Below are 15460 nucleotides of genomic sequence, written 5' to 3'. Positions count from 1 at the left end.
CGGGACTACCATGCGCCAAATCTGGAAATCGTTTCGAGCGCTGTACTTCGCTTCACTGATGATGTTGATCGGCTCCGGCCTGCTCAGTACCTACCTGGCCTTGCGCCTGGCGGCCGATCAGGTTGATAGCCTGTGGGTGGGTGGATTGATGGCAGCCAATTACGTCGGCCTGGTACTGGGCGGCAAGATCGGCCACCGGCTGATCGGCCGGGTCGGCCATATCCGTGCCTATGCCACCTGCGCCGGGATCGTTGGTGCGGCGGTGCTGGGCCATGGCCTGACCGACTGGTTGCCGGCCTGGCTGGGGCTGCGTCTGATTGTCGGCCTTGGCATGATGTGCCAATACATGGTCATCGAGAGCTGGCTCAACGAGCAGGCCAATGCCAGCCAGCGCGGTATTGTCTTTAGCGGCTACATGATCGCTTCCTACCTGGGGCTGGTGCTGGGGCAACTGATTCTGGTGGTGCATCCACAGTTGGGCCCTGAGCTGCTGATGCTGGTGGCGATGTGTTTTGCCCTGTGCCTGGTGCCGGTGGCGATGACCCGCAGTATTCACCCTGCACCGTTACACCCGGCGCCGCTGGAGCCGCTGTTTTTCATGAAGCGTGTGCCGCAGTCACTAACCACCGTGCTGGGCGCAGGATTGGGGCTTGGCGCATTCTATGGCCTGGCGCCGGTGTATGCCGCAGGGCACGGGATGCCGACCGAGCAGGTGGGTCTGTTCATGGGCTGCTGCATTCTGGCCGGCTTTATCGTGCAGTGGCCGCTGGGGCTGTTATCGGATCGGTTTGACCGGGCGTTGCTGATTCGCGTCATTGCGGCGCTGCTGGTGCTGTTCAGTCTGCCGTTGGTGGTGTTGGCCGATGTGCCGGTAGAGGTGCTGTTTATCGTGTGCTTCCTGGCCGCACTGATGCAGTTCAGTCTTTATCCTTTGGCGGTCGCTTTCTCCAATGACCACGTCGAGGCTGAACGGCGGGTTTCGCTGACCGCCATGTTGCTGATGACCTATGGCATCGGCGCAAGTATCGGACCATTGCTGGCGGGTGTGCTGATGCGCACCTTTGGCGGCAACATGTTGTACGCCTTCATTTGTGCTGTAGCGGCCTTGCTGGTGCTGTTGATCCGTCCCAAAGCCGTTACCCGCCTGCACGAAGTCGAGAATGCACCTTTGCAGCACGTGGCAATGCCCGACAGCATGGCCAGTTCACCGCTGTCGGTGGCTCTTGACCCTCGGGTCGATGAGCAGGTTGTGCAGGACAAGATGCAGGCTGACACCGATGCCGAGCCTGAGAGCGGCACTGAGCCTGTAGAAGAGCTTGATGAGTCGCAGCGCAAGGCTGCCGACGTGCAGGGCTGAGGTAGATGCAGGAGCGACCTTGGTCGCGAAAGGGCCGGGTCAGGTGCAGAATTTGTAGCGTCTGAGAAACAGCTTTCGCGAGCAAGCTCGTTGCCACTGGAAAATCAACATGCTGGAATCAATGCCGCTCCCGGTATCGGGAGCGGCAGACGACTCAGAAGTCGTCGTCCTTGTCGAAGCGGCGCGCTTCGCGTTGCAACTGGTAGACAAAGCGCTCGACCTGGCGTTGTACCAGGCCGCTCATGTTATGGAAGCGTACGCCGGCAAAGGTCGTGTGAAAACGCTCCTCGAAATGCAGATAGCGCAGTTCCACCGGGGCGGTCATGGCGCCGAACGGAAGCTTGGCGATAAACCGCTCATAGACCTGGCCCAATTGCATACGGTCAGAAATGTCACCTTCAAAGCGCAGCTTGCAACCGGTAGCGGAAATATCCAGCAGTTTGCCAACCAGTGGCGACTTGAGCTTATCACCGCCGATTTCGATATCGACCAGATGCGACAGCTTCAGTGCAGCGCGAAACGCATTACGGCGCTGGTGGTAGACCACTTCATCAGGCAGAGGAGTGCGATAGAAGCGTGCTTCCGGAGTGTCGATGAGTGTCGCTGGCGCTGTGGATTCCCAGGCGATACGTACGCCGTCATGAAAGCCTTCGACGCGAAAGGATTCACCATTGGTCAGAAAACGTTCGCCATCGCGCGGGATCATTTCGTCCAGGCCGATGGTCCTGGTGTCGCGGTCAACCTCGACCAGGTAGCTCTGGAAGCGCTGGGCGCGGTCATGGAAGGTAATGATCAGTGGATCGTGACTTTCCATCAGCAACCGCAGGTTGGAGGCAATTTCCAAAGGCGTATTGAGAACCTTTGGGGGTTGCGGAGCATCATCCGCGGCTAAACCATTCACGTTTAAGCATCTCCAGGCAAAAAACTACGGCAACGCTGAATAAGAGCATTCTGCCATCACGCAGGGCGACTTGAATAGCAAGTTACGCCTGACTGAGTGGGCGGGGTCGTGCTCTTCCAGCGGTCGAGCCGCGGTTATCGTACAGCGTCGGTGTGTCGCCGCCGTTCAGGATGCGCAATTGATGAGCGGTTGTCATCTGTTGCAACTGAATGAGTTTGCCGTTCTGCTCGTTGAGTGCCTGGCAATCGGCAATCAGGCTAGTCAGCTCATCACCTGCCTGAAGCAGTTGCTCGCCCACGGATGATTGGCTGGCCAGCTCTTGAAGACCGCTCCGGTTAGCAGGCAGGCCAAGATTGGCCAGCACCTGGCTGCGCTTGCGACCGCGCTGTTCCAGCTGGATAACAAGCGCCTGCTTCTGCGCCAGCACCTGTTCCATTTCGGTCATATCCCGGCCGTGCAGTACCAGCGATTCTGCCTGGAGCAGATCGAGCAACTGGCGTGTCGGGGCCATATCATCCGTAATCATCTGCAGTAACGTTGTGTCTTGCATCGCATGCTCTGGTTTTTCAAGCGTCCGGAGGATGCCTCGGCTTTAGCTCAAGGCCTCGAAGTTGAGCAACTTGCTGGCCAGACGGTTGCTGTCCACGGTGTAGCTGCCGTCTGCAATCGCCTGTTTGAGCTCGGCAACGCGAGCGCTGTTGACGGTAGGCAGGTCGCGCAGTTTGTCAGTGATACCTTGCAACTGTTGTGCCTCGCTGCTCAGGTGAACGGATTCACCGGCATTCTTTACATCGGCATTGTTGCTGGCCGTAACGGCTGTGTCGGCCTTGCCGGTTTCTCGGGGGTTGCCGGTGCGTGACGCACCGCCAAGCGGTTGTGAGTTTCCTAGTCGACTGAAATCTATGGGCATGATCGTAAACCTCTGGGTGTTCTGGACGCTTGCCTTGTTTTCGGCCACCCAGGAAAAAACTTTAGGCACATTGTGGCAGCGCATGAATGCAGCGGCGCACAAGCCAGGCCAGCGCATTCAAATATGCCTGGCAGTCTAGAAAAAAAAGCGCCAGCGCACCACTGCCAATCGCCCTGCGAGCCTGTTACATAGCCACTTCCACCTGACCGGGACCGGTAATGTTGGCCTTGATCACCTTGTTGGAGTTGAGGTTGCGGACCCGGATCTGTTCATTGAACCCGCCATCCGCCAGAGCTTCGCCGGGCATACGTACTGCCAGGCTGCTGCTGCGGGCGATGATCACCACGTGATCGCCTTTGCGTACCATTGCGGGCTGTTCGAGAAAGTTGGGTGACAAAACCTGGTCGACGACCGCTGGTCGGACAAGTTTCTGGCCGAGAGCCTGATCAAGGCTGGTCATGTAGCTCAAACCCAATGCACCGATATCACGCTCGCGCAGGACAACGTCCATTTCGCTGAGGATAGTGTCGCGCTTGAGTGGACGAATTGCCGTAACCACTTCGCGGTACAGGTTGACCTGGGCGGGTACATATACCATCCACGGCGCAGAGCCCTCACAACGCACGCGCACTGAAATCCGGCCTACCGGGCGAGGGCTCTCCAGGCTGGCTGTCAAATCCTTGTCGCAATTGGGCATGCGCATTCGCGCGTTGAGCGGGCGGACCTGAATTTCATGACGACCCTGAATCTGATTGGTCGTTAAATACTCTTGAACTGTGTACTCAAGAAACCCCTCGGTGACGCCGATAAGCTGTTCAGGCAGAGTAAAACTCTGTGCATTGCCCGGTGTTGTTGCGCAAAAAAGACTCAGCATGACGATTGCACCCAGCAGTCGGCGGGTTTCTAATGCGGCGTGTCGAAAAATTGTCGTCTTGGCATTCATGACGTATAAAAAGCAAGGCCCGTGCCGCTTACCAAACCTGGTACGTGGTGAACGATGGCAGAGGTAAGGGGGTCAGGGCATGGCGGGAGTTATGGATTCGGTAAACCAGCGCACGCAGCTGGTTGGTCAGAATCGCCTGGAGTTGCTGCTGTTTCGTCTGCAGGGCAAGCAGCTCTACGGGATCAACGTATTCAAGGTCAAAGAAGTGCTGCAATGCCCCAAGCTCACCATCATGCCGAAGTCGAGCAGGATCGTGCGGGGCGTGGCGAATATTCGCGGCGGTACCATTCCGATCATGGACCTGGCCATGGCCACCGGTTCGGCGGGGATGATTTCGCTCGAAAACTCCTTTGTCATCATTACTGAATACAACACCAAGGTTCAGGGTTTTCTGGTGCACTCGGTCGAGCGCATCGTCAACATGAACTGGGAAGAGATTCATCCGCCACCCAAGGGCACCGGCCGCGATCATTACCTGACGGCAGTGACGCGGGTGGACAATCAGTTGGTGGAAATCATCGACGTCGAGAAGATTCTTGCGGAGGTGGCGCCGATCAGCGAGTCGGTGTCGTCGGGTGTGATCGATGAAGAGATTCATCACAAGGCCGTTTCGCTGCGGGTATTGACGGTCGACGACTCGTCGGTGGCGCGCAAGCAGGTCAGTCGCTGCCTCGAAACCGTAGGTGTCGAGGTTGTGGCACTCAACGACGGGCGTCAGGCGCTGGACTACCTGCAGGCGATGCTGGCCGAGGGCAAGAACCCCGAAGAAGAATTCCTGATGATGATCTCCGACATTGAAATGCCGGAGATGGATGGCTATACCTTGACAGCAGCGATCCGCAGCGATCCGCGGTTGAAGAATCTGCACATCACTTTGCACACCTCGTTGTCCGGGGTGTTCAACCAGGCGATGGTCAAGAAGGTCGGCGCCGACGATTTCCTGGCGAAATTCCGGCCTGACGATCTGGCGGCCCGAGTGGTTGCCAGGATCAAGGCAGCAGACCACAGCTAGGGATGTGTCCCTGGTCGATTACATGATTTGAGAGGCGGCACCTTTGTCTACGGGTAATTTGGATTTTGAGCAGTTCCGGGTCTTTCTGGAAAAAGCCTGTGGCATCTTGCTAGGGGAGAACAAGCAATACCTGGTGTCCAGCCGTCTCAACAAGCTGTTGGAGCAGCAGGGCATCAAATCCCTCAGTGAGCTGGTGCAGCGGATCCAGAGCCAGCCGCGCAGCGGTCTGCGGGAGCAGGTGATCGACGCGATGACGACCAACGAAACGCTGTGGTTTCGTGATACCTATCCGTTCGAGGTTCTGAAAAACAAGGTGCTGCCCGAGCAGATCAAGGCCAGCCCCGGCCAGCGTCTGCGTATCTGGTCGGCGGCTTGTTCTTCGGGGCAGGAGCCGTTCTCGCTGTCGATGTCGATTGATGAGTTCGAGCGTAGCAATCCTGGCCAGCTCAAGTCGGGGGTGCAGATCGTGGCGACCGATTTGTCCGGTGCAATGCTCAATAACTGTAAAAGCGGTGAGTACGACAGCCTGGCCATTGGTCGTGGTTTGTCGCCAGACCGCTTGCAGCGTTACTTTGATGTCAAGGGGCCGGCACGCTGGGCGGTCAAGGCGCCGATCAAGAACCGGGTGGAGTTTCGCCCGTTCAATCTGCTCGACAGCTATGCCAGCCTGGGCAAATTCGACATCGTGTTCTGTCGCAACGTGCTGATCTACTTCTCTGCCGAGGTGAAGAAGGACATCCTGTTACGCATTCATGGCGCGCTCAAGCCGGGCGGCTACCTGTTCCTGGGGGCCTCCGAGGCGCTGAACGGTTTGCCGGATCATTATCAAATGGTCCAGTGCAGCCCGGGGATCATCTACAAAGCCAAGTAGGAGCGGTAGGATCGGTAGGAGCGACTTTAGTCGCGAATACAGCGAATACAGTCAGCCATCTGCGGGAGCGACGCCCATCCATAACAGGACCGGGCGCCGCTCCCGCAGTCGTTTTGGCTCCTGCCAACGAAATCGCCGCGCTGAACGGTTGTCACCTGCCGATACTGGCAAAAAAACGGCACCTTGTTTGCCGTATGGTCCGCCTGGAGAGGAAAACTCTTGCCGCTTTTCTGGCAGCGGCTTCTGCCGACGGGCTCCGGCCCCCGGTAAATATGGCTTTTGAGGAACTGGCACGCAGCTTGCTTTCTCAGAGCTACGAACATCAGGTCAACCGGTAAAGGTTTCCCGACATGAGCATCAGCTTCGATAAAGCACTGGGTATCCACGAGAAGGCACTGAACTTCCGTGCACAACGCGCCGAGGTGTTGGCCAACAACATCTCCAACGCCGATACCCCTAACTACAAGGCGCGTGACCTGGAGTTTTCTGCGGTGCTGGCTGCCGAGAGCGAGAAGGCCAGCAAGGGCCAGTTCGCGATGAATACCACCAATGGTCGCCATATCGCAGCGCAAGGGGCTGGCAGTGATCTGGAGGGCGTGTTGATGTACCGCACCGCCACTCAGCCTTCACTGGACCAGAACACCGTCGATGCTCAGGTCGAACAGGCCAGCTACACCGAGAACTCCATGAGTTTCCAGGCCAGCTTTACGCTGCTCAACAGCAAGTTCAAGGGCCTGGTCTCGGCCCTTCGCGGAGAGTAATCCATGTCGCTGACCAATGTGTTCAACATTGCCGGTAGTGCCATGAGTGCCCAGACCACACGTCTGAACACCACGGCCAGTAACATCGCCAACGCCGAAACCGTGTCTTCGAGCATGGATCAGACCTACCGCGCCCGTCACCCGGTGTTTGCCACCGTGCTGCAGGGTCAGCAGTCGGTGTCTGGTGGTTCGCTGTTCCAGGATCAGGGCCAGGCCGGCCAAGGTGTGCAAGTCGCCGGGATTATCGAGGACAGCTCTAATCTGGAAGCGCGTTACGAGCCTGATCATCCTTCGTCTGACGAGAATGGCTACGTCTACTACCCCAACGTCAACGTCGTTGAAGAAATGGCCAACATGATTTCCGCCAGTCGGTCTTTCCAGACCAACGTCGAGATCATGAACACCGCTAAAACCATGATGCAGAAAGTGCTGACGCTGGGTCAGTGACGGAGAGATGAAACATGGCCGTTGAAAACGACGTATCCGCGAAATTCGTCAATTCGTTGCAGAATCCGACCTCCACCAAGGTCGAGCAGAAAACCGGCACCAGCGCGCTGGGCAAAGACGCGTTCCTGCAACTGCTTGTGACCCAGATGAAGAACCAGAACCCTCTGGATCCTCAGGACAACACCCAGTTCGTGTCGCAGCTTGCGCAGTTCAGTAGCCTGGAAAGCATGCAGAACCTGACCTCGTCGGTGGATGCGATTGCTACCACCTACAAGTCTTCGCAGGCGCTGCAGGCGTCTTCGCTGGTCGGTCGCTCAGTGATTGTCGATGCGGGTAGCACTTATGTGGAGGCTGGCAAGGGGCTGACCGGTTCTCTGGTATTGCCTGCGTCGAGTACTTCGACCACTGTCAGTGTGTACGACGCCGAGAAGAATCTGATCGATACCGTTGATGTGGGGGCGAAGTCGGCCGGTACGCAGAGCTTTGCCTGGGATGGCCTGAAAGATGACGGTACGGCTTTCCCTTCCGGTACTTATACCTTTAGTGCCAATGCTTCGATCAATGGCGAAGGCACCGCATTGACGACTTATCTGCCGGCCACTGTCAGCAGCGTGAAAATGTCGACCGCTGGCGGTGACATGACCCTTAACCTGGCGGGCGGTAGCAGTATCGCGTTGTCCAAAGTACAGACAATCGGATTGTAAGAGCCGACCAAGCGGCGAGGAGTGGTAAATGTCATTCAATATCGGCCTTAGTGGGCTCACTGCAGCCAACAAGAATCTTGACGTGACCGGCAACAACATTGCCAACGTGGCAACGACCGGTTTCAAGGGCTCGCGTGTCGAGTTCGGCGATCAGTACGCTCAGTCGATCCGGGGTACCTCCGGTAATGTCAATACCGGTAGTGGTGTGGCGGTCAGTGCCATCTCCCAGCAGTTCAAGCAGGGCAACCTGACCATGGGCACGGGCAATGCCCTGGACCTGGCCATTAATGGCAATGGCTTTTTCCAGCTCAGCAATGGTGGCGAAAAGCTCTACACGCGTGCCGGTGCGTTCCATACCGATAAAGAAGGTTATGTCATAAACAGTGAAGGCATGAACCTGCAAGGCTACAACGTTGATGCCAACGGTGATGTGGTGGTCGGTACACTGACGAATCTGCGGGTTGATTCTTCTAACCTGGAGCCCAGTGCATCCAGCATGATCACTAACGTGGCCAACCTGAACACCACGACCACTGCGCCGACGATCACAACCTTCAATCCTACGGATATCAAGAGTTATAACCTTAAGTACGACACGCCGATCTATGATTCGCAGGGTAACGCTCATAAACTGGAGAGCTACTTTGTCAAGACCGGTGTCAACTCGTGGTCGATGTACACACTGGTTGATGGCCAGAATATTTCTCCGGCTGCTGCGGTTCCTCCGGCTGGCGTAGTGGTTGATCCTGAAATGGATCGGGTGGACTTCAAGTTTGACTCGTCTGGTAATCTGTTGCTGCCGCGTCTTGCAAACGGTGATGTGGATGTTGCAGACGCTGATGCGCCTACGCCGGCTAATGCCACCAGTAAAGTTACCCTCAATGCTGACGGTACATTCCAGGTCAGTGACTGGAAGCCTTTGGTTCAAACCGGTACTGCCGCCAATCCTGTCTGGGTTGAAAACGGTGCTACCGGTTCTGCGACTGGCATCAAGCTGGACATGACCGGTATCAGTCAGACGGCTTCGGTCTCTGGTTTGATCAGGCAGAACCAGAACGGTTACGCCACCGGGCAGATCAGTTCGATGAGCGTTGACGCTGGCGGTAATCTGTTTGCTTCTTACACCAATGGTCAGTCGAAAGTGATTGGTCAGGTGTCGCTGACCAACTTTGCCAACGTTCAGGGTCTGGCGTCGGCCGGTGGCACCAACTGGCGTGAGACCTTCGCTTCCGGCGTACCGGTCAGCGGTCCGCCAGAAACGGGCACGCTGGGTTACATCACCGGTCAGGCGCTGGAAGAGTCGAATGTCGATTTGACCGCTGAGCTGGTTGACCTGATCAAGGCGCAGAGCAACTATCAGGCTAACGCCAAGAGCATCTCGACTCAGAGCACGCTGTTGCAGACAACCATTCAGATGGTTGGTTAATCGGTTGGTTGAACAAAACCCTGCCCCGGCAGGGTTTTTTCATTTGGGCGTTTATGTTTTTCAATCGGTCATTTTAAGGGTGGGTGATTCTTGGTGTATGCCCCCCCCTGTTGAGAAGTATCCGCTTATTTCATGCTTGTTCAATGAGCTTGCCCGGTTTTCGTGGGGCAGTTCAACGTTTTAAATAGTCCAGAAATATCCCACTTGATACCCGGAAACTTCCGATTTAGATCAATGCAAGACTCGAAGCTGTAGTCAGTCGTCGCTGTTTCATGCGCGGCCCGGCTGCATCTTTCATCACGTATTGATCAGTGCGCCCTTTGGCGTCCGGGAGTTTTCATGACATTCAATGTGGCCATGAGTGGCTTGCGTGCGGCTCACAAGCGGCTGGAAGTGGCGGGTAATAATATTGCCAATGTGGGCACGGTGGGCTTCAAGTCTTCGCGTGCGGAGTTCTCAGCGCTTTATTCCTCAGCTCAGTTGGGCAGCAGTGTGCATAACATTGGTGATGGGGTACGTCTGGCCAGTGTGTCGCAGAACTTCAATGCCGGTGACGCGATGAGCAGTGACGGCGCACCTTTGGATATGCGTATTCAAGGCGGCGGTTTCTTTGTGATCAGCGAGCGGGGTGCATTGAGTTATACCCGGGCCGGTGCCTTTCATAAGGATGCAGAGGATTTTATTGTCGACAGTGCCGGTAAGCGTCTGCAGGGGTATGGAGTGGATGATGATGGGCAGGTGCAGGTCGGCATGCGTACTGATTTGAAAATCGATACGTCGGTGATGCAAGCGCGGGCAGCTCATGAGCTTAAGCAAGCGGTGAATCTGGGTTCGGCCATGCCGTCGTTGGCTACGCTGCGTGAGTTCAATCCGGCCGAGCCGGGCAGTTACACCCGGGTCATTACCAGAACCGTAAGCGACGCAGGTATTGCTGAGGTGGCTGAGATAGTCGATGCCAATGGTGTGGTTACCCGGCCGGGTGTGCCGGCGGTGGCGCCGGCTGATCATGAGTTCAAGCAATACCTGGTCAAGACCGATGCAGACCGCTGGACACTTTATGTCACTGTGGATGGGCGCAATCCGCTGGATCCCGGCTCCGACAAGCCCTTGCAGTGGTCGCTGCAAAAGCGTCCTGACGGCTCGGCGGTGCTTGCCGGCGGTAGTGAGCACATCAAGAAGGTGTCCGATGCAGAGTTTTCCCTGAGTGGCTGGCAGCCGGCTCGGCAAGTCAATGGGCAGTGGCTGGCCAGTGTTGCGGGTGCGGGAGGTCCATTGGCCTTGTCTTTGATGGATGGGGCTGATCACGCGCTTAGTGAGGTCGATCCTTTGATGGAGCGCCCGGTGCCAGTGTTCCGGCCAGGGGATCTGGCGTCGTTCAACAAGACCTTTTCCAGTACTCTCCATGACTCATTGGGTAATCCGCATGAGTTGCAGCAGTACTTCGTCAAGGACGGCATCAATAGCTGGAAGATGCATGTGCTGGTCAATGGCCGCAATCCGGCAAATCCACACAGTGCCGACCCGCTGACTGCCAGTCTGCTGTTTGACGCCAATGGAACGCTCGCCAGTGTTACGGGTGGGCTTGGTCTGGAGCTGGATCGTGATGCCTTGGTGCTCAAGCACTGGCTGCCTGCGCGGATAAGTGACTCGGCGGGTCGTGGCTGGGTCGCCAATGGCGCTGCAGCACACCCCGAGGGGGTGCGGATTCAAGTGGATCGCATCACCCAGTACAACGCCGATACGGCGCAGCTCTCCAGTCACGTTGACGGCCATGCATCAGGAATGCTGATCGGGCTGGGAGTAGGGCGCGATGGTGCGCTCAGAGCGACCTACACCAACGGGCTGAGTCGTGATATCGGCCAAGTGATGCTCGCGCGCTTTGCCAATGAGCAGGGTCTGCTACCGGGCAGCGATACGCACTGGAGTGAAACCCATGCATCGGGGGCGGCGATGTTCGATGTGCCCGGTGCCATGGGGATGGGGGCAATCATTGCTCAGTCGCTGGAGGCCTCGAATGTTGAATTGTCGGCGCAGCTGATCGAGCTGGTGCAGGCGCAGACGGCGTTTCAGGCCAACTCCAAGGCTATTTCGACGCAGACCACGGTGTTGCAGACCCTGATTCAATCGACCTGAGGGTCAGATCGAGCAGTCTGATTTGACATAAGAGCCGTTCAGGCGCGTCCAGCCCCAGCCGGGGCTGGTCTGGGCGCAGATTACCCGATCGGCACCTTGCCATTTGTAATAGCGGGCCGGTGCGGCTTGAGCGAGCAGGGCGGCGCTCAACAGGCTGATACCGAGCAGGCTGACGGTCAACTGGCGCAATCTGAGTGCGGTTCGCATGGCGATCACCGTTTTCTCATCCTTTGGATCGGAGTCTGGTTACGATAAAACACCCCGTTGCGATTGGCAAAGTTGTGCAGCGCAGTTTTTTTGGCGGCCTGTGCCGGGTTGTTGGCCGCCAGCGGCAGTCCTTCGCCGCTTTGTCGCATGCGTGCCTGCAAGTCGGTGCGCAAAATGCCCGTCAGTGCTGGGGATCAGCGCTTTTGTATCGAAAATGACAAGTTGGTGCAAAAATTGCTTTGTCTGCAGCAGTACAGCTACAGGCGGCAAGCGTCTGTCAGAGGAGGAAGACTGTGGACAAGTTGCTTTACGTGGCAATGAGCGGGGCCTCGGAAAACGCCCTGGCGCAAAAGGTTCGTGCCAACAACCTGGCAAACGTTTCGACCGCCGGTTTTCAGCGTGACTTCGAGCAGGCGCGCTCCATGCCCGTATTCGGCGAGGTCATGCCGTCGCGCGCCTATGCCATGAGCGAACGGCCGGGCACCGACTTTTCTGGCGGGGCGCTGATCGCCACCGGCAACGATCTGGATATCGCCGTCAAGGGCGATGGCTGGATTGCCGTGCAAACCCCTGACGGTGGCGAAGCCTACACCCGTAGCGCCGGTATGAACATTGACGCGCTGGGCGTGTTGCGTGCCGCCAATGGCCTGCCAGTGATGGGTAACGGCGGGCCGATTGCAGTGCCGCCACAGCAGCAGATCGAGATCGGTTCTGATGGCACTATCAGCGTTCGTTCGCTGGGTGAGAGTCCGCAGGTCATGGCGCAGATTGACCGTATCAAACTGGTCAATCCTGCTCTGAGCAATCTGGAGAAAGGGCCCGATGGCCTGATCCACACCAAAGATGGCCAGGCTGCCGAGATGGACGCCAATGTGCGCGTCGAGTCGGGTTTTCTGCAGGCCAGCAACGTTAATGCGGTCGAGGAAATGACTTCGATTCTGGCGTTGTCACGGCAATTTGAATTGCAAGTAAAAATGATGAAAACCGCTGAAGAAGACGATCAGGCGATGGCTCGCGTCTTGCAGATTGGCTAACCATTGACAGCTCGCGCCGATAACCCGGCGCCTGAGGAGAAAACCCATGCTTCCTGCTCTGTACGTCGCCAAAACCGGCCTGGCTGCCCAGGACACCAACCTGACGACCATTTCCAACAACCTGGCCAACGTCACTACCACGGGTTTCAAACGTGATCGTGCCGAATTCCAGGACCTGTTGTACCAGATCAAACGCCAGCCCGGCGCGCAGTCCACTCAGGACAGTGAGCTGCCGTCCGGTCTGCAGGTCGGTACCGGTGTGCGTATTGTCGGCACCCAGAAAAGTTTTGTCGCGGGCAGCCTGCAGACCACCGAGAATCCGCTGGATATGGCCATCAACGGTCGCGGTTTCTTCCAGATCATGCAGCCCGATGGCACCATCGGTTACACCCGTGACGGGACCTTTCACCTGGATGCCAATGGCCAGATCGTGACTTCCAACGGATTTGCCCTGGAGCCCGCTGTGGTCGTTCCGCAAGCTGCCCAGACCTTTACCGTGGCCCAGGATGGTACCGTGTCGATCACGCTTGCCGGCGCTGCGGCTACTCCGCAAGTGATAGGCAACATTCAGACCGCCGAGTTCGTCAACCCGGCCGGCCTGCAGGCCATTGGTGGCAACCTGTATCTGGAGACTGCCTCCAGCGGCGCGCCGAACGTTGGTCAGCCTGGTCTCAACGGTCTGGGCCCGGTGCTGCAAAATACCCTGGAAAACTCCAACGTCAGCACCGTTGAAGAACTGGTCGACATGATCACCACGCAGCGCGCCTACGAGATGAACTCCAAGGTGATTTCTACCGCTGATCAGATGATGCAGAACCTGGTACAAAACCTGTAAGACCTGATGCACCTGCTCAATCTGCCAAGGCGCCGTCGCGGCGCCTGCTACATCGCGAGGTTTCAAGAGTCATGAAGCGCTTATCTGTTCTGCGTTTTCCCGTGCTGATCGCGCCGCTGTGCGCCGCCGTGCTATTGGCCGGTTGTGTAGCGCCAAACGCCAAGCCCGATGACCCTTATTACGCTCCGGTGTTGCCGCGCACACCGATGTCGGCCGCTGCCAACAATGGCGCGATCTATCAGGCAGGGTTTGAGCAGAATCTGTACGGTGACCGCAAGGCATTCCGGGTTGGTGACATCATCACCATCACGCTGTCGGAGCGGATGGCGGCAAGCAAGGCAGCCAGTTCGGGGTTGAGCAAGGACAGCAATACCAGCGTCGGCCTGACCTCGCTGTTCGGTTCGGGTCTGACCACCAATAATCCGATCGGCAGTAATGACCTGAGCCTCAGTGCCGGCTATGAGGGCAAGCGGGCGACCACCGGTTCCGGCCAGGCTGCGCAGAGCAACAGCCTGACCGGTTCGGTCACTGTTACGGTGGCCGATGTGATGCCTAACGGCATTCTGGCGGTGCGTGGCGAAAAATGGATGACCCTCAACACCGGTAACGAGCTGGTGCGTATTGCCGGCCTGATTCGTGCCGACGATATCGCTACTGATAACACCGTGTCGTCAACCCGGGTGGCCGATGCACGCATCACTTATTCGGGAACCGGAGCGTTTGCCGATACCAGCCAGCCAGGCTGGTTCGACCGCTTCTTCCTCAGCCCGTTGTTCCCTTTCTGATCGCGGGATAGCCATGATTGCCTTGAAGAAACTGATCGTTGCTGCGCTGCTGATCACCGCGCCTTTCGCGGCCCAGGCCGAACGTCTTAAAGACATTGCCAGCATTTCCGGGGTGCGGACCAACCAGTTGATCGGTTATGGCCTGGTAGTGGGGCTCAACGGTACGGGTGACCAGACCACCCAGACGCCGTTCACCTTGCAGACCTTCAACAACATGCTGGCGCAGTTCGGCATCAAGGTGCCGGCCGGGTCCGGTACGGTGCAGCTCAAGAACGTGGCGGCGGTTGCGGTGTATGCCGACCTGCCGCCGTTCGCCAAGCCTGGCCAGGCGGTGGACATTACCGTGTCGTCGATCGGTAACTCCAAAAGCCTGCGCGGCGGCAGCCTGTTGATGACGCCGATGAAAGGTATCGACGGCAACGTCTATGCCATTGCCCAAGGCAACCTGGTAGTGGGCGGCTTCGATGCCGGCGGCGCGGATGGTTCGCGGATTACCGTCAATGTTCCGTCGGCCGGTCGGATCCCCGGCGGCGCAACCGTCGAGCGTGCGGTGCCAAGCGGTTTCAACCAGGGCAATAGTCTGACCCTGAACCTTAACCGCTCCGACTTCACCACTGCCAAGCGCATTGTCGACAAGATCAACGACATGCTTGGCCCGGGTGTGGCTCAGGCGCTGGATGGCGGTTCGGTGCGGGTCACTGCGCCGCTCGATCCGGGGCAGCGCGTCGATTATCTGGCGATTCTGGAAAATATCGAGATTGATCCGGGTCAGGCTTCGGCCAAGGTGGTCATCAACTCGCGCACCGGCACCATCGTGATTGGTCAGAACGTCAAGGTTTCACCGGCGGCTGTGACCCATGGCAGCTTGACCGTGACCATCACCGAGGATCCGATTGTCAGCCAGCCAGGACCATTGTCCGGTGGCCAGACCGCTGTGGTGCCGCGCTCGCGGGTCAATGCCCAGCAGGAAATGAAACCGATGTTCAAGTTCGGCCCAGGCACCACGCTGGATGAAATCGTCCGCGCCGTTAACCAGGTCGGTGCAGCGCCAGGTGACTTGATGGCGATTCTCGAAGCTTTGAAACAGGCCGGCGCGCTGCAGGCCGACCTGATCGTGATCTGAGGACGCGCATG

General features: G+C 57.7%; 17 protein-coding genes. 12 read left to right on the top strand and 5 right to left on the bottom strand.

Features of this window, described 5'->3' with window-relative positions:
* The first annotated feature begins 10 nt into the window (after nucleotides 1-10).
* Nucleotides 11-1357: an MFS transporter gene (locus NJC38_RS14870; protein ID WP_253115397.1), complete on the top strand. Its 1347-nt coding sequence runs from the start codon at nucleotides 11-13 to the stop codon at nucleotides 1355-1357.
* A 154-nt stretch (nucleotides 1358-1511) separates the two neighbouring features.
* Here the strand turns inward: NJC38_RS14870 and NJC38_RS14865 are convergent, their stop codons facing one another.
* From NJC38_RS14865 to flgA, 4 genes are all read right to left on the bottom strand, one after another.
* Nucleotides 1512-2258 (bottom strand): flagellar brake protein, encoded by a 747-nt coding sequence (locus tag NJC38_RS14865; RefSeq protein WP_253115395.1) that lies wholly within the window; start codon nucleotides 2256-2258, stop codon nucleotides 1512-1514.
* 82 nt (nucleotides 2259-2340) lie between these two features.
* Nucleotides 2341-2808: a flagella synthesis protein FlgN gene (locus NJC38_RS14860; RefSeq protein ID WP_253115393.1), complete on the bottom strand. Its 468-nt coding sequence runs from the start codon at nucleotides 2806-2808 to the stop codon at nucleotides 2341-2343.
* A 42-nt stretch (nucleotides 2809-2850) separates the two neighbouring features.
* Nucleotides 2851-3168 carry a flagellar biosynthesis anti-sigma factor FlgM gene (flgM, locus tag NJC38_RS14855; RefSeq protein ID WP_253115391.1) on the bottom strand — a complete coding sequence of 106 codons (318 nt, stop codon included), beginning with the start codon at nucleotides 3166-3168 and terminating at the stop codon, nucleotides 2851-2853.
* Between the two features lie 184 nt (nucleotides 3169-3352).
* Entirely contained in the window at nucleotides 3353-4111 is a 759-nt protein-coding gene (gene flgA / locus NJC38_RS14850; protein WP_253115389.1) for a flagellar basal body P-ring formation chaperone FlgA, read from the bottom strand.
* Nucleotides 4112-4190: 79 nt separating this feature from the next.
* On the opposite strand from flgA, the gene NJC38_RS14845 reads away from it, so the two are divergent.
* The 7 genes from NJC38_RS14845 to NJC38_RS14815 all read left to right on the top strand — a co-directional run bounded on the left by NJC38_RS14845 (nucleotide 4191) and on the right by NJC38_RS14815 (nucleotide 11465).
* Nucleotides 4191-5123 (top strand): chemotaxis protein CheV, encoded by a 933-nt coding sequence (locus tag NJC38_RS14845; RefSeq protein ID WP_045489350.1) that lies wholly within the window; start codon nucleotides 4191-4193, stop codon nucleotides 5121-5123.
* Between the two features lie 43 nt (nucleotides 5124-5166).
* Nucleotides 5167-5994, top strand: a complete 828-nt coding sequence (cheR, locus tag NJC38_RS14840; RefSeq protein ID WP_253115387.1) for a protein-glutamate O-methyltransferase CheR — start codon at nucleotides 5167-5169, stop codon at nucleotides 5992-5994.
* A 350-nt stretch (nucleotides 5995-6344) separates the two neighbouring features.
* Complete coding sequence (flgB, locus tag NJC38_RS14835) at nucleotides 6345-6755, top strand: flagellar basal body rod protein FlgB (protein WP_045489352.1); 411 nt, start codon at nucleotides 6345-6347, stop codon at nucleotides 6753-6755.
* A 3-nt stretch (nucleotides 6756-6758) separates the two neighbouring features.
* A complete protein-coding gene (flgC, locus tag NJC38_RS14830) occupies nucleotides 6759-7202 on the top strand; it encodes a flagellar basal body rod protein FlgC (RefSeq protein WP_045489353.1) in 444 nt (147 codons plus the stop codon).
* Nucleotides 7203-7216: 14 nt separating this feature from the next.
* Entirely contained in the window at nucleotides 7217-7906 is a 690-nt protein-coding gene (locus NJC38_RS14825; RefSeq protein WP_253115385.1) for a flagellar hook assembly protein FlgD, read from the top strand.
* Between the two features lie 28 nt (nucleotides 7907-7934).
* On the top strand, nucleotides 7935-9332 hold the full coding sequence (flgE, locus tag NJC38_RS14820; protein WP_253115383.1) for a flagellar hook protein FlgE: 1398 nt from the start codon (nucleotides 7935-7937) through the stop codon (nucleotides 9330-9332).
* Nucleotides 9333-9671: 339 nt separating this feature from the next.
* Nucleotides 9672-11465, top strand: a complete 1794-nt coding sequence (locus tag NJC38_RS14815; RefSeq protein ID WP_253115381.1) for a flagellar hook protein FlgE — start codon at nucleotides 9672-9674, stop codon at nucleotides 11463-11465.
* A gap of 3 nt (nucleotides 11466-11468) precedes the next feature.
* Here NJC38_RS14815 and NJC38_RS14810 read toward each other — a convergent pair whose 3' ends face one another.
* Entirely contained in the window at nucleotides 11469-11672 is a 204-nt protein-coding gene (locus NJC38_RS14810) for a hypothetical protein (RefSeq protein WP_253115379.1), read from the bottom strand.
* Nucleotides 11673-11965: 293 nt separating this feature from the next.
* Between NJC38_RS14810 and NJC38_RS14805 the strand changes: the two genes are divergently transcribed.
* The 4 genes from NJC38_RS14805 to NJC38_RS14790 all read left to right on the top strand — a co-directional run bounded on the left by NJC38_RS14805 (nucleotide 11966) and on the right by NJC38_RS14790 (nucleotide 15449).
* Nucleotides 11966-12706, top strand: a complete 741-nt coding sequence (locus NJC38_RS14805; protein WP_253115376.1) for a flagellar basal body rod protein FlgF — start codon at nucleotides 11966-11968, stop codon at nucleotides 12704-12706.
* A gap of 46 nt (nucleotides 12707-12752) precedes the next feature.
* Nucleotides 12753-13541 carry a flagellar basal-body rod protein FlgG gene (gene flgG / locus NJC38_RS14800; protein ID WP_253115374.1) on the top strand — a complete coding sequence of 263 codons (789 nt, stop codon included), beginning with the start codon at nucleotides 12753-12755 and terminating at the stop codon, nucleotides 13539-13541.
* A 71-nt stretch (nucleotides 13542-13612) separates the two neighbouring features.
* Nucleotides 13613-14326 (top strand): flagellar basal body L-ring protein FlgH, encoded by a 714-nt coding sequence (flgH, locus tag NJC38_RS14795; protein WP_253115372.1) that lies wholly within the window; start codon nucleotides 13613-13615, stop codon nucleotides 14324-14326.
* A 13-nt stretch (nucleotides 14327-14339) separates the two neighbouring features.
* Nucleotides 14340-15449, top strand: coding sequence for a flagellar basal body P-ring protein FlgI (locus tag NJC38_RS14790; protein WP_253115371.1), 1110 nt, complete (start codon nucleotides 14340-14342; stop codon nucleotides 15447-15449).
* The last annotated feature ends 11 nt before the right edge of the window (nucleotides 15450-15460 follow it).

Source organism: Pseudomonas sp. 21LCFQ010, assembly GCF_024129905.1.
Lineage (GTDB): Bacteria > Pseudomonadota > Gammaproteobacteria > Pseudomonadales > Pseudomonadaceae > Aquipseudomonas.
Note: the sequence above shows the minus strand (reverse complement) of the source record. Positions and strands in the feature narration are given on the sequence as shown.